This is a genomic window from Comamonas sp. C24C (genome assembly GCF_053345995.1).
Window position 1 is genome coordinate 36,123 of sequence record NZ_JBKFBC010000011.1, and the last position, 14,226, is coordinate 50,348.

The following is a 14,226-nucleotide window of genomic DNA, read 5'->3' on the forward strand; positions in this document are numbered from 1 at the left end:
ATCTGCGGCCGTCTGTCTGAGCGAAGCGTGCAAGGCACGCGCAGCGAGTTGGGCCGCACAGCCGCAAGAGCTTGACGACGCAGGTTGCCCGCAGGGACGGGGCAGCGGGGCTGTGTTCTTTGCTTACTTTCTTGGGGGCGGCCTTCCGTCACAAGCAAGAAAGTGAGGCGGCTGGCGGGCCGAGACCCGCCCTCTGACTTTGGCGAAGAAAGGTCAATCGGGTCATTGGCTCGACCCTCCATCCCCTGCCGCTCGGCCCATCAATACGACTTGGGCAATCCCAGCACCTTCTCCGCAATAAAGCACATGATGAGCTGCGGGCTCACGGGCGCCAGGCGCGGAATCCACGACTCGCGCATATAGCGCTCCACATGGAACTCCTTGGCATAGCCCATGCCGCCGTGCGTGAAGATGGCGGTCTCGCAGGCCTTGGCGCAGGCTTCAGCGGCCAGGTACTTGGCGGCATTGGCCTCGGCGCCGCAGGGCAAGCCTTTGTCGTAGAGGAAGGCGGCCTTCTGCACCATCAGGTGTGCGGCCTCCAGGCCCATCCAGGCCTGGGCCAACGGGTGCTGCACGCCCTGGTTCTGGCCTATGGGCCGGTCGAAGACCACGCGTTCGTTCGCATACTGTGTGGCACGCGCCAGGGCCGCACGGCCCAGGCCCACGGCTTCGGCCGCGATCAGGATGCGCTCAGGGTTGAGGCCGTGCAAGATGTACGAAAAGCCCTTGCCCTCCTCGCCAATGCGGTCCTGCACCGGGATGCGCAGACCGTCGATGAAGAGCTGGTTGGTGTCCACGCATTTGCGACCCATCTTCTCGATCTCGGTCACGGCGATGCGACTGCGGTCCAGGTCGGTGTAGAACAGCGACAGGCCCTCGGTGCCCTTGCACTCCTCCACGGGCCTGGTACGAGCCAGCAGCAATATCTTGTTGGCCACCTGGGCCGTGGAGATGAAGACCTTCTGCCCGTGCACCACATAGACATCGCCTTCGCGCACGGCACGGGTCTGCAGCTTGAGGGTGTTGAGTCCGGCATTGGGTTCGGTCACGCCGAAGCAGGCCTTGTCCCGGCCCGCGATCAGCGGCGGCAGCCAGCGCTGTCTTTGCTCGTCCGTGCCGAAGACCACGGCCGGGTGCAGACCGAAGATATTCATGTGCACGGCCGATGCGCCCGACAGGCCCGCACCCGTGGCCGAGATGGTGTGCATCATCAGCGCCGCTTCGGTAATGCCAAGACCCGCGCCGCCGAACTCCTCGGGCATGGCAATGCCCAGCCAGCCGGCTTCGGCCAGGGCCTGGTGGAAGTCGTGCGGAAAGCCGCCGTCCCTGTCCTTCTTCAGCCAGTAGTCATCGTCGAAAGGCGCGCAGGCCCGCTGCACGGCATCCCGGATCTGTTCCTGCTCGGCGCTCCATAAAAAATCCATGGCGGCTTCTCTCTATCGGTTAAATTTCAATGAAATCCGCCTCAAACGCCCGTCGTACAAGCGCTATCAGCTATTATTTTTATCAATCAGGCCGGCGCACGCGTGCCGGATTCTCGCCATAGGGCGGGCTGTAGATGACCAGCAGACGCACGGGCGTGTCGCTGGTGACGCGAAACACATGCATGCAGTCCTCAGGGAAGAAGCAGGTATCGCCCGCCTGCATGGCAAAGCGCTCGGTCTGGCCCTGGCTTTGCACCTCCACCTCGGCCGTGCCGTCCAGCAGATAGCAGGCCTGCTCCATGCCCGGGTGGGCATGCGGCAGCGCACCGCCGCCTTTTTCCAGCGTTCCGAGCACCACTTCCATATGCTGCGCACCGACATTGGCCTGGCTGACGAGGCGCCGGTTCACCGTGCCGTGGTGGTTGGCGGGGCTGTATCCCTGTACGTCCTGCTCGCGGATCAGATAGCGGGGCATATGTCTGTCTCTCTTTTATCGTTGGATGATGAAGCCTGCATGCAGCCACCGCTGGCCTGCAGCGCGGTGATCTGCGTCTGGTCCAGACCCACTTCACGCAGCACCTGCAGCGTGTGCTGGCCCAGTTGCGGCGCCGCACTGGCCTCGCGGCCCGGGGGCGTTGCGCTCCACTGCGTGGGATTGGCCGTGGTGCGCAGCCGCCCCTCGCTGGGATGCTCGATCTCGCGCACAAAGCCCGTGGCCGCATGGTGGGGGTCGGCCAGCAAGTCCTCGGGCGAGGCCATGGGCATATTCGGCACGTCGGCCGCATCGAGCAGCGCGCGCCACTCGGCCGTGCTGCGCTCGCGCATCAGGCTTGCCACCTCGGCATAGACGGCATCGATATTCGCTGCGCGCTGGCCGTGGGTGGCAAACATGGGCTCACGCATGCGCTCGCCCTGCCCTATGGCGTTGAAGAAGCTGTGCCAGTGCTTGTCGTTGTAGATCAGCACGCAGAGATGGCCGTCGCTGGTGCGGTAGGGCTTGCGATGGCGTGTCAGCAGCCGCGCATAGCCGGCATCGCCCAGCGGCGGCTCGAAGCTCAGCCCCGCCATGTGATCGCCGAGGATGAACTGCGTCATGGCCTCGAACATGGGCACGACCACCGCCTGGCCCTGGCCGCTCTTCTCGCGCGCATACAACGCAGCCGTGACCGCATAGACCGCATGCAGGCCCGTGACCCGGTCGCCCAGCGTCATGGGCGCATAGGACGGCTCGCCACCGCCGTACTGCTGGGCCAGCCAGGGCACGCCAGTCGCGCCCTGGATCAGGTCGTCGTAGGCCGGCTTGGCCGCATAGGGGCCGGCCTGATCGAAGCCGCAGCAACTCACATGAATCAGCCGCGGATGGCTCTGCTCCAGTGTCTGCCAGTCCAGGCCGAGTCTGGCCATGGCCTGAGGCCGCACATTGCTGATGAAGACATCGGCATCGGCCAGCAGTTGCAGCAGCGCCTGGCGCGCTTCGGCCTGCTTGAGATCCAGCACCACCGAGCGCTTGCCCTGGTTGGCCTGCAGAAAAATGGGGCCCATGCCGGGGTTTCGCATGGGGCCTACATGGCGCATGTTGTCGCCCTCGGGTGACTCCACCTTGATCACATCGGCGCCCAGGGCGGCCAGAATCTGCGTGGCAAACGGCCCCATGATCACCGAGGTCATGTCCACGATCCTGACGCCTGCCAATGGCCCGGCTGAAGTACCCACAGCCTGACGGCTATCGCTGTGCATGCTCGTCATATCACTGCGCCTCGATGCCGGCCTGCTTGACCAGTTGCCCCCATTTGGCCAGCTGCTCCTTCACATAGAGCGCGAACTCGTCGGGCGTGGCCGTGGGCCAGACTTCAAAGCCGACCTGGGCCAGTTGCTCCTGCACGGCCTTGTCCTTGAGAATGAGCTGCAGCTCGCCGTTGATGCGCTCGGCTATGGCCTTGGGCATGCCGGCCGGGCCGAAGATGCCATTCCACGAGGTGATGTCGAAACCCGGCAGCGTCTTGCCGATGGCCGGCACATTGGGCAGCAGCTGCGATCCTTTGGCCGCCGTCACGGCCAGCGTGCGCACGCGCTCGGTCTTGAGCGTGCCCCAGGCCGAACCCAGGTCGGCCACATACATCTGGATCTGGTTGCCCATCACATCGGTCAATGCCTGCGGGCTGGACTTGTAGGGCACGCCGGTGATCTGCGTACCGGTGATGTATTTGAAGGTTTCCGAAGCCACCAGCGAGGTGCTGTTGGGCGTGCCGTAGGAGAGCTTGTCCGGATGCGACTTGGCATAGGCAATCAGCTCGGCCACAGTCTTTGCAGGCACCGAGGGATGGACCACCAGCGCGAATGGCAGCTCGCCCACGCGAGCCACGGGCGTGAAGTCCTTGATGGGGTCGTACTTGAGGCCCTTGGCCAGCCAGGGGTTGGCCGAATGCGAGGTGTTGGTGGTCATGAACAGCGTATAGCCGTCCGGCTTGGCCTTGACCACATGCGCGGCTGCAATCTGGGCATTGGCCCCGGCCCGGTTGTCCACCACCACGGGCTGCTTGAGCCGCTCGCCCAGCTTGTTGGCCACCACGCGGGCCACCGCATCGGTGCCGCTGCCCGCGGCAAACGGCACCACCAGCGTGATGGGGGCCGCCGGATAGCCCTCCTGCGCCAGCGCCGTCCCCGCAAGGCCAATGCCCATGGTGGCTGCCAGGGCTGCGCTGGCACAGGCGCGCAGTAAGAATCGCTTGTTCATGCTTGTCTCCTTGTTCAGGCTGCGGCACCTGTATCCGGTGCCTGCTGTGCATGCTGAGGCGTTCAAGCATTCAAGTCCAATTGTTTAAACAGAGTGAATGATTCGATTTGCCAATCACTCACTCCTGCTGTGCATTCGCTCCCGCTGGACGCGGCGCTTCGCTTCCCCTTCCGGGGCGAAATGAGCCGGATCCGTACCTGCGTCCGCAGCCCTTATGCCTTTGGGGTGGCCGCAGCAACCCGTGCTCGGCCTGCGATCAATGCTAGATCGGGCTTCAGTCCCATGCCTGCAGAGAATCTACGGCAGTTGCATGATCGCAGCGAGCGCCCCCGGACCTGGGTGATATGCACTGACCAGCGCTGATGAGCAACGAAGCGAGGCGATAAGGCCTGATGCCCTACAGCGCTGTCACAAAACGGTGATTGAACTTGGGCCACGCTCGGGGGAGAATGCGTTATTACCGCTTTCGCTCAGGTGCTGTCATGGACCATATCCACTCCACGCCCACCCACCAAGCTCTGGATGTCGCTCCTTACGGAGCCAGGCTTTCAGCCGCTCACTCGAGCGTGCTCTTCAAGGCGGAAGATCTGGAAGTCATTCGCGTCGTGCTGCGCTCGGGCCAGTCGCTGCCGCCGCATCGCGTACCTGGCAGCGTCAGCCTGCAATGCCTGGAAGGTCGGCTCGAGGTTCTCATCGGTCAGACCGTACATGAACTGGGCCCCAAGCAACTCATACATCTGCCAGCCAATATGCCCCACGCCGTGCGTGCCATGGAAGACTCGTCTGCGATTGCCACCATCGTGCTCTGTGAGGCCTGAAGAATTTCTATCGAACAGGCAAAAACTGCATGAACGGGCCGGCAAGCAGGCCCTGGGCATAGCCGATGACGGAGCGCCGGTAGCGCTCGGTGGTGTAGTCCGCCACCAGATCCAGCCGGCCGATGATCTTGCCCATCTCGCGCTCGAAGCTCAGATTGCGCCCCTCTTCTGCTATCTGGTTCGATAGCAGCAAGGGCTTTCCGCCGGGGGCCTTGCGCGAGTTGAGGATCCAGTTGGCAATCTCCAGATTGCGCGCCGCATTGAAGACATGCTGCGGGTCCAGCCCGTCGATCAGCGTGAAGCTGGTTCGCCCGCCATGCGCGGTGATCAGCATATCGGCGGCAGCATGTACGAAGGCCGCGACCCGGTCCCCGGCAAACTCGGGCTGCAAGGCCAGGGACAGCGCCGCCACGTCGCGCTTGTCCTGCAGTTCATGCCAGGGCTGGCGCTCCATGACGGCAATGCGCACATAGGTCATGGCCGCTTCCCGGCTGGAGGCGGTCTTTCTCCATTCGGCGGGATTGCGGCGGTAGAGCTTGTCCATGATGAGGAACAGGCTCTCCAGGTTCTCCTTCATGGCCAGCGTCGCCATGCGGTTGCTGTCGGACTGCAGCAGCTCGCGCGAGTGAAAGTTCTCGCCCTTTACTTCGCCATGATTCGTGGGGGCACTGGAACAAGCAGCCAGACTGCACAGCACCAGCCCTGACAGCAGCCGCAGCCCCATGCGCGAGCCGCCGCGCTGAGGATCGCGCGTGCAGTGGCCTGCGGCGGCAAGGGGCAAAGCTCGTGCTGCTGTCATGCTACAAACATAACAGCAGATGCTGCCGGCTCAGTCACGCCGAAGGCGCGCGATTGTTATCAATCGTGAACAAGGCCCGGGCCTGCTCACCGGCCAGGACGCTATTTGCGTAGCTGCCTGAGGATCTGCTCCAGCACCCGCCACGGCTCGGCCTGGTCGGCCATCGCCACGGGCACGCGCAGCTTGCTGCTCGTTGCCTGCTGCGGCGAAAACAGCAGGCCCGGTGCCAGCAGCAGATTGCTCAGCGCCGCCTGACGCGCCAGCACCTCGGTATCCACGCCGCAGTCCACCCAGGCAAAGGTGCCGGCCACGGGTTCGTACTCCGCATGACAGCCCAGCGCTTCGAGCTTGCGCAGACAGCGCCCGCGCGCACGGTCCACGCGCTCACGCAACCGGTCCACATGCTTGCGAAAGGAACCGTCGGCCAGAATATGGTGGACGATCTGCTCCGCCGGCAGCGAAGAGGTCAGCCCCGCCAGCAGCTTCATGTCGGTGAGCCGGTGCACATACTCGGGCTTGGTCGCGATATAGCCCACGCGCAGGCCACCCGACAAGGTCTTGGAATAGCCGCCCACCAGAATCACGCGCTGCAATCTGTCCATGGCCGCCAGCCGCAGCGGCATGGCGCCCAGAAACTCGGCATAGGTATCGTCCTCGACGAGCAGGAAATCATGGCGCTCGGCAATGCGCAGCACCTCGTGGGCCACGCCGGCAGACAGGCTCAGCCCCGTGGGGTTGTGCACCGCCGTGTTGAGGATGAAGAGCTTTGGCTTGTGGCTCTGGGCCAGCGATGCCAGGGCCGCCACATCGGGCCCGCCGGGCAGGCGCGGCACGCCGACCACATTCACGCCCATGTACTTGAGCCGCCCGAAGATCAGGAACCAGGCCGGGTCTTCGACCAGCACGGTATCGCCGGGCTTGAGAAAACAGCGCACGACCAGATCCAGGCCATGGGTCACCCCGCCTACCGTCATGAGATTGGCCTCGGGATGGGCCGGCACCTCGTGGGCTTGCAGATTCGAGGCGATCTGCTGACGCAGCGGCAAAAAGCCTTGTGGGTGGCCATAGCTGAGAAAGCTCTGCTCGGCGCGCGCATTGTTGCGGGTGATGGCGCGCATGGCGCCGGTGATCAGACCCTGATCCATCCAGCTCGAAGGCAGACAGCCCGCGCCTCCGGTGCCCGCACTATCGTCGCGAAAAATGCCGCGCAGCAGATAGGCGGTGTCAAAGTCCGCCGGCTGCGCCGACGCTGCAGCGGCGGCCGCAGGCTCCATCACACGGCGCTGGGCCGCCACATAAAAGCCGCTGCCGCGCCGCGACTGCAGCAGACCCTGGGCCGCCAGCTTGTCATAGGCCTGGACCACGGTGTCGCGGCTGACACCGGCGTTTTCCGCCAGCGCCCGCACCGAAGGCAGGCGCACGCCCACGCGCAGGCCATGGTTGCGGATCAGGCCTCCGAAATGCTCGACCAGTTGATCCACCAGTCCCACCGCACTGGAGCGCATGGGTTGCCAGCCCATGGATCCCGTCCCGGCCACGGGCAATGTTGCCGGGGCCGCTGCCCCGCCGTCGATCTGTGCATCCAGCATCGGGCGCTTTCTCAAAGTGTCAGGTCAATTAGAGCAGGCCAGCTCATCAACTGGCCTGCAAAAGTGCACTGATAGTGTACTGATATCCAAGCTTAGCATAGAGGCACAACGCTTCTGTCGCCCCAAGGTTCACCATGTCATTCCTGCCTGAATCCTCAGCCTTCATCCTGCCACTGGCCATGTTTGCCTTTGTCAGCTCCGTGACGCCCGGCCCCAACAATGTGATGCTGACGGCCTCGGGGGCCACTTTCGGCTACCGCCGCAGCGTGCCGCATATGCTGGGCATCTGCCTGGGCGTGGTCATCATGGTGCTGCTGATCGGCGCGGGCCTGGGCAAGCTGTTCGAGGCCGAGCCGCGCATCTACACCCTGCTCAAATATGTGGGCGCGGCCTATCTGATCTGGCTGGCCTGGAAAATCGCCCGTGCCGGCGGCGTGGACCAGGGCCAGTCGGGCAACCGTCCGTTCGGCTTCTGGCAGGCCGCTGCCTTCCAGTGGGTCAACCCCAAGGCCTGGATCATGGCAGTGGGTGTGGTCGCAACCTACACGCCGCGCGAAGGCTTTTTTGTCAATCTGATGCTGTCGGCCTTGGTGCTGGGCCTGGTCAACTACCCCAGCATCAGCGTCTGGACCCTGTTCGGCAGCACCGTGGGGCGCGCACTGCGCACGCCACAGGCCCTGCGCATGTTCAACGGCGTGATGGCCGGCCTGCTGCTGCTGTCGCTGGTGCCCATCTTTGCCGAGCATGTCTAAACTCGGCCCATGTCCTATGCCATACGCCAGCTGAGCGAGTCCGATCTTTGCAGTTATCGAGCCCTGCGACTGCAGGCTCTGACCGAATACCCCGAAGCCTTCGGCGCCACGCCCGCAACCGAGCAGGCACTCGGCGATGCGCAGCTGCTGAGCCGCTTCAGCGGCGCCCTGGGCCAAGCCATGTGGGGAGGCTTTGATGCAGACGGCAGACTCTGCGCCAGCCTGGGCTTGCATCGCGACCAGGGAGAGAAGACCGCGCACAAAGGCCATCTCTTTGCCATGTATGTGGCTGCACCGGCGCGTGCTCGGGGCCTGGCCCGCGATCTGCTAGAGGTGGCCGTGGCCCACGGCAGAGTGCTGAAGCTGCGCCAGCTGATGCTGGGCTGCAATGCTGGCAACGACAAGGCGCTGCGCCTGTACGAACAAGCGGGCTTTCGCGCCTACGGGCTAGAGCCTGCGGCCCTCTATGTGGGCGGCGAGTACTTTGACGAAGTGCTGATGGTGCAGGAGCTGAGCCAGCCTCAGGCCAGCCCCTGACGGCTGGTCAAGCCGCTTGCAGTGAACAGGCGACCTGACTCAGCGGGCCTGCATCGCAATGATCTGCTGCGCCAGACCGGCGATGGCCTCGTCCGAGAGCTGGTCGGTCTCCAGCACCTGGCGTTTGGGCCATTGCTCGAAGTGATTCGACTGGGAGCGCTCGTAGTGCGGGTCATAGTGGCGCTGCATCAGTTCCTCGAAAAGCGCAGACAGCTCCCCGGCCCGCGCCCATTGCTGCCAGCGGCCCACGGCCTCCTTGCCCTGCAGCTCCTTGAGCCAGCCCAGCTTGGTGGCCAGCATTTCGGGATCGTCGCCCAGATAGGCATAGTCGCGCAGCAGATAGGACAGCCGTGCGGCAGCCGTGGCACGCACCTCGATGACCGGCGCCTTGTGCAGATGCTGCACCAGCACCAGCGGCAAGCCGACACGGCCGATCTTGGCGCTCTCGCCTTCCACATAGACGGGGCGCGAGAGATCGAAGGTCTCCAGCTGCTCGGCAATCAGGGTCTCGAAACGCTTCTGGCTGGGCTGCTCTATGCCGGGCAGACCGCCCAGCAAGGAGCCCTTGTGGCTGGCATAGCCCTCCAGGTCCAGCACCTGCTCGCCGCTCTGGGCCAGCGCATGCAGCACGCGCGTCTTGGCCGAGCCGGTGGCGCCGCACAGCACCCGCATCTGCAGCTGCGGCACCAGGCTTTCGATCTGCGCGATCACATGGCCGCGAAACGCCTTGTAGCCGCCGGCCAGCTGCTGGGCATCCCAGCCGACCAGACGCAGCCAGGTCACCATGGAGCCGCTGCGCAGGCCGCCGCGCCAGCAATAGACCAGGGGCTTCCAGTTGGCGGGCTTGTCGGCAAAGGTTTCGCGCAGATGGCGCGCCAGATTGGCCGACACATAGGCTGCGCCCAGACGCTTGGCCTCGAAGGGGCTGACCTGCTTGTAAATGGTGCCGATCTCGGCGCGCTCGGCATTGCTCAGTACCGGACAGTTGATGGAGCCCGGAATATGGTCAAGCGCGAACTCGGCCGGCGAGCGGGCATCGATCAGGGCATCGAACTGGTGGCGTTCAGGAACGCGAACGGGCTGGCGGTGGGACACGGCAGACTATCCATGGCTGCGCCTGACGGCCTGCATGGCCGCCGGGCAAATGGCGTGTGCTCGGGCGTGAAGCGGCAATCGCGATGGGCTGCGATTCGACTTGAGGCTCGGCAACATGAAAAACCTGCCGCCTCATCCAACGATGGAGCCCGGCAGGCCACGAAGCATGGGCGTGGATCGAGCCTCGATACGCACAACCGCTGCGGCAAGCTTGCCCGCTGCGGTCATTCCCTGTGTGCTGCATTTTCGCAGATGTGGCGACCTGCTTCAGCGCCGGCAAGCAAAACCCGGCGCACCCGGGCCTGGACCGAATCCAGCTCTGACGCTGCTCACTTGCGCGGACGCAGCAGCATTTCGTCGCCGCTCATCTGAACATCGAAGAAGCGCAAAAAGTTCTGGCCCAGCAAGGCGTCTTCGCTGTCGTCGCCGGTGTAGCCCGTGCCCACGCGCACATCGCGCACACGCAGGCTGGCAATGCGCACCTCGTCGGCCGTGACGATGCGGCCGTCACGTTCGCCGTTGGCCGTGCGAAAACGCACTTTCTCGCCGCCTTCCAGCCCGGCACGCTCGGCCAGCGCATCGGTCACGCTGACCGAGGTGGCCCCGGTATCGACCAGAAAGGTGACTGGCTGATCGTTGACGTAGCCCTTGGCACGGAAGTGCCCGTCCATGCCGCGCTCTATGCGCACCGTGCCATCGGCCAGGACCTTGGCCTGGGCCGGCTTGAGGAAATGCTGCATGGCCAGATACATCGCGGCCATGACCACCAGCCAGAACAGCAGAAACAGCATGGTGCTGCGCCGTGCCACGGATTGCGGGGAAGGCTCGGACTCTGGCGAGGACTGGGGCGGCGGCGTGACATTCAGGCGCATGGACAGGCAAAGAAGCTGAGGACAATGCAGCCATTTTGCCAAGACCGGCGCCAAGGTCATCCCCCGGGTTGCGACACTGCGGCCCGAGCAGCGCTTACATTGAAGCTTGTTTGCAAAATCCAACGGCCTTGCAGGTCGTCCAACCATGAACACATCCCAGCTGCCCGCTCTGGTGCTGCACTATATTTTCGATCCCCTGTGCGGCTGGTGCTATGCCGCCGCCCCGCTGGTCAAGGCCGCGCGCGAAGTGCCCGGCATCGCCGTGCAATGGCATGCTGGCGGCATGCTGACCGGTGCCCACACGCGCACCATCACCGCAGACTGGCGCGACAAAGTCATGCCCAGCGACCAGCGCATTGCCGAAATGACGGGCCAGCCTTTTGGCGATGCCTATCTCAACGGCCTGCTCAATGACATCGGCGCGCCGCTGGATTCCGAGCCCCCGACCACGGCCCTGCTGGCCGCCGAAGCGCTGGCCGGCAAGGGCCTGGAGATGCTGGCTGCCGAGCAGAAAGCCCATTACGTGGAGGGCCGCCGCATCAGCGAGCCCGCCGTGCTGCGCGAACTGGCAGCCGGCATCGGTCTGGACAGCGCAGCCTATGACGCGGCCTACGCCGAGCAAAGCGGCGCGGCCACGCAAAAGCATATCGCCGAAAGCCGCGAATGGCTGGGCATGGTGCAGGGCCAGGGCTTCCCCACCCTGGCGCTGGAGTTCGACCACCCCGAGCAGGCTGGCCAACGCGCCGTGCAGCGCATCGAGATCGGCGAATGGCTGGGCGATGTCGACGGCTGGAAGCAGCAGCTGGCCGACTGGGCCGAGCAGATTGCCGAGCTCAACCAGCAGCAGGCCGGCGATACCGACGCCAGTGGCGACCCCAGTTGCGGCCCCGACGGCTGCGAGCTACCACCGCGCTGAGCGGCGCGGCCAGCGTGGCAGATACTCTTTTATTCATAGCTCAAAGCGCTTGCTATTTAAAGATTTCAGGCATTATTCAACCTGAATTCCTTATCTATCAAGCGCAAGCAGCTATCTTTTTTTAATCCATCTGCCCACCACTCCGCACCCTGTCGCCATTGCCTTCGCTATTGCGGCAGGGCATAGGCGATCACATAGTCACCGCGCTTGGGCGACTGGCGTGCGCCACCGGCGGTGATCACCACATACTGCCTGCCGGTTCGGGGCGAGACATAGCTCATCGGCCCGCCCTGGCTGCCCACGGGCAGGCGCGAGCGCCAGATCTCCTTGCCGTTGGCGCTGTCGAAGGCACGCAGATAGAAGTCCTGCGTGCCCGCGAAGAACACCAGTCCCGACTTGGTGACCATGGAAGGCCCCAGCGTGGGCATGCCGATGGGAATAGTCAGCCACATGGGAATGCCCAGAGGGCCGGTGTCGCGCACCGTACCCACGGGCACCTGCCACTTGATCTGGCGCGATTTCAGATCCACGGCCGTCATGGTGCCGAAAGGCGGCTTCTGGCAGGGAATGCCCAGCGGCGACAGAAAGCGCTGGCGCATGGCACCAAACGGCGTGCCTTCCTGGGGCACGGCCCCCATCTCGATGCCACTGGCGCCGGGCTTCATATCAGCGCGTGCAATCATGTAGTTCGCCAGGCCCAGACGCATATCGTTGACGAACATGGTCTGGGTGATCGGGTCTATGGAGACGCTGCCCCAGTTCATGCCGCCCAGCGAACCCGGGAACTGCAGCGTCGGCCCCATGCCCGGCGGCGTGAACACGCCCTGATGATCCATGTCCTTGAAGGCGATGCGGCACAGCAGCTGATCGAAGGGCGTGGCGCCCCACATATCGGACTCCTTCAGGGTCTGGTTGCCGATATTGGGCATGCCCGTGGAATGTGGCTGGGTCGGCGCATAGCGCTCGCCGGGTACATGGCCTTGCGGCACGGGCAGCTCCTGCACCTCTGCCAGAGGCTCGCCGGTCTCGCGGTTGAGCATGAAGATCATGCCCTGCTTGGTCACCTGCAGCAGCGCGGGGTCCACCCCGCCCTGGGCATTGGTCACATCGACCAAAGCGGGCTGGGACGGAATGTCGAAGTCCCACAGATCGTGGTGCACGGTCTGGTAGAGCCAGCGCGGCTTGCCGGTCCTGATGTCCATGGCCACGATGGCGGAGCTGTTCTTCTCCATCTCCGGCGTGCGCTGGGCCGCATAGAAGTCCGGCGTCGCATTGCCCGTGCCCAGATAGGCCAGGCCCAATCTGGCGTCGTAGGACATGCCGCCCCAGACATTGGGCGAATTGCGCGTATAGGTCTGCCCCTGCGGCAGCTGCCCGGTGATGTCGGGATTGCCCGGATCCCAGGCCCAGACCAGCTTGCCGCTGAGCACATCAAAAGCGCGCACCACGCCCGAGGGCTCGTCGGTCGAGAAATTGTCGGCCACGCGGCCGCCCACGATCACCAGGTTCTCGGCCACCAGCGGTGCCGAGGTCTGCTGATACCAGCCCTGCTTGACCTCGCCCATGCCCTGGGTCAGATCCACCACACCGTCCTTGCCGAAGTCGGTGCATGGCTTGCCCGAATCGGGATCAAGCGCAATCAGCCGCGCATCGATGGTGGGCAGAAACAGCCGGCGTCGGCAGCCCGCAGCGACATCACCGGACCTGCCGGACGCGCCCGATGCCCTGGGCGCGGCCTCGTTACCGTCAAAGTAGGCCAGGCCTCGGCAGCGCTGCCAGTTGGGCGACTTGGCCTCGGGGTCGAATTTCCACTTCTCCTCGCCCGTGTCCACATCCAGCGCCAGCACCTTGCCGTAGGCCGTGCAGACATACAAGCGGTCCCCGATCTGCTGCGGCGTGTTCTGGTCTTCGGCGCCCGAGCCCGTGCTCTGGGGCACATCGCCGGTGCGTGCCGTCCAGGCCACGGCCAGCTTGTCGACATTGTTGCGGCTGATCTGCTCGACGGCTGCGAAGCGCTGGCCTGCGGGGCCCTGCCCCCAGTCCGTCCAGTCCGAGGCCTTGATCTCCATGGAGCCGAGCGATGGCAGCTCGGTGACCTCGGGGGCGATCACGCCCTTGGGCGAGAAAGCGCTGACGGCCGTCGCGATGATGGCCAGGCCCAGCACCACCACCGATACGGCAGCGCCCAGGCGTCCATAGTCATTCATGACCAGCTTGCCCGCTTCAAGCTGTGCATAGCCCAGGGCCACCAGCAGGCCCAGCACGGCAAACACCATCAGGCGCGAAACCAGCGGCCAGAACTCCCAGCCCGCATCCCACCAGGCCCATATCAGGGTCAGCACAAAGGCCAGCGCATAGAGATGGGCACCGGCCCTGCGCCGCGCCAGCAGCAATGCCGCCGAGACCAGCAGCGCCAGCCCCATTAGCACAAAGTACCAGCTGCCTCCCTTGCCGAGCAGAATGCCGCCGCCTATGGTCATGTACAGACCCATCAGCAGCATCAGCAGCCCCACCACAAGCCAGTACCAGCGCCCGTCATTGGATGAAGGAGCCATAGCCTCACCTGAAATTAATTGCCATTTGTGTATTGCACGCCTTAACGCCGATACACATCGACATACTTTCGAGGGTTTGCACGCCAGCCTCAGGACTACAAGCGCGAATTCGCGCGCGCAAAAAAAGACGCACCG

13 protein-coding genes are annotated in these 14,226 nt (G+C 64.5%); 4 read left to right on the forward strand and 9 right to left on the reverse strand.

The genetic code is table 11. The annotated features are described in order from the left end of the window. Positions 1 to 260: 260 nt before the first annotated feature. From ACLBXN_RS18945 to ACLBXN_RS18960, 4 genes are all read right to left on the reverse strand, one after another. The gene (locus tag ACLBXN_RS18945; protein ID WP_019042041.1) at positions 261 to 1,424 is read right to left on the reverse strand and encodes an acyl-CoA dehydrogenase family protein; all 1,164 of its coding nucleotides are present in this window, start codon (positions 1,422 to 1,424) and stop codon (positions 261 to 263) included. 82 nt (positions 1,425 to 1,506) lie between these two features. After that, on the reverse strand, positions 1,507 to 1,899 hold the full coding sequence (locus ACLBXN_RS18950) for a cupin domain-containing protein (RefSeq protein WP_003075812.1): 393 nt from the start codon (positions 1,897 to 1,899) through the stop codon (positions 1,507 to 1,509). Next, the gene (locus ACLBXN_RS18955; protein ID WP_447613166.1) at positions 1,884 to 3,170 is read right to left on the reverse strand and encodes a CaiB/BaiF CoA transferase family protein; all 1,287 of its coding nucleotides are present in this window, start codon (positions 3,168 to 3,170) and stop codon (positions 1,884 to 1,886) included. Before ACLBXN_RS18955 ends, ACLBXN_RS18950 begins: the two co-directional genes overlap by 16 nt. A 1-nt stretch (position 3,171) precedes the next feature. Further along, entirely contained in the window at positions 3,172 to 4,158 is a 987-nt protein-coding gene (locus ACLBXN_RS18960; protein ID WP_447613167.1) for a Bug family tripartite tricarboxylate transporter substrate binding protein, read from the reverse strand. A 482-nt stretch (positions 4,159 to 4,640) separates the two neighbouring features. Between ACLBXN_RS18960 and ACLBXN_RS18965 the strand changes: the two genes are divergently transcribed. Beyond that, complete coding sequence (locus tag ACLBXN_RS18965; RefSeq protein ID WP_447613168.1) at positions 4,641 to 4,976, forward strand: cupin domain-containing protein; 336 nt, start codon at positions 4,641 to 4,643, stop codon at positions 4,974 to 4,976. 7 nt (positions 4,977 to 4,983) lie between these two features. Here the strand turns inward: ACLBXN_RS18965 and ACLBXN_RS18970 are convergent, their stop codons facing one another. Both ACLBXN_RS18970 and ACLBXN_RS18975 read right to left on the reverse strand, forming a co-directional pair. Continuing rightward, on the reverse strand, positions 4,984 to 5,775 hold the full coding sequence (locus ACLBXN_RS18970; RefSeq protein ID WP_447613169.1) for a hypothetical protein: 792 nt from the start codon (positions 5,773 to 5,775) through the stop codon (positions 4,984 to 4,986). Positions 5,776 to 5,876: 101 nt separating this feature from the next. Continuing rightward, positions 5,877 to 7,364 (reverse strand): aminotransferase-like domain-containing protein, encoded by a 1,488-nt coding sequence (locus tag ACLBXN_RS18975; protein ID WP_447613170.1) that lies wholly within the window; start codon positions 7,362 to 7,364, stop codon positions 5,877 to 5,879. A gap of 134 nt (positions 7,365 to 7,498) precedes the next feature. Here ACLBXN_RS18975 and ACLBXN_RS18980 point away from each other — a divergent pair, with 134 nt between their 5' ends. Beyond that, a complete protein-coding gene (locus ACLBXN_RS18980) occupies positions 7,499 to 8,116 on the forward strand; it encodes a LysE family translocator (RefSeq protein ID WP_043003791.1) in 618 nt (205 codons plus the stop codon). A gap of 9 nt (positions 8,117 to 8,125) precedes the next feature. Further along, on the forward strand, positions 8,126 to 8,653 hold the full coding sequence (locus ACLBXN_RS18985; RefSeq protein WP_447613171.1) for an N-acetyltransferase family protein: 528 nt from the start codon (positions 8,126 to 8,128) through the stop codon (positions 8,651 to 8,653). Between the two features lie 39 nt (positions 8,654 to 8,692). Here ACLBXN_RS18985 and mnmH read toward each other — a convergent pair whose 3' ends face one another. Further along, complete coding sequence (mnmH, locus tag ACLBXN_RS18990) at positions 8,693 to 9,748, reverse strand: tRNA 2-selenouridine(34) synthase MnmH (protein WP_447613172.1); 1,056 nt, start codon at positions 9,746 to 9,748, stop codon at positions 8,693 to 8,695. A 329-nt stretch (positions 9,749 to 10,077) separates the two neighbouring features. Then, entirely contained in the window at positions 10,078 to 10,620 is a 543-nt protein-coding gene (locus ACLBXN_RS18995) for a retropepsin-like aspartic protease family protein (protein WP_043003794.1), read from the reverse strand. 145 nt (positions 10,621 to 10,765) lie between these two features. Here ACLBXN_RS18995 and ACLBXN_RS19000 point away from each other — a divergent pair, with 145 nt between their 5' ends. Next, positions 10,766 to 11,536, forward strand: coding sequence for a DsbA family protein (locus ACLBXN_RS19000; RefSeq protein WP_447613173.1), 771 nt, complete (start codon positions 10,766 to 10,768; stop codon positions 11,534 to 11,536). A gap of 167 nt (positions 11,537 to 11,703) precedes the next feature. Here the strand turns inward: ACLBXN_RS19000 and ACLBXN_RS19005 are convergent, their stop codons facing one another. Further along, a complete protein-coding gene (locus ACLBXN_RS19005) occupies positions 11,704 to 14,091 on the reverse strand; it encodes a membrane-bound PQQ-dependent dehydrogenase, glucose/quinate/shikimate family (protein WP_447613174.1) in 2,388 nt (795 codons plus the stop codon). Positions 14,092 to 14,226: the final 135 nt, after the last annotated feature.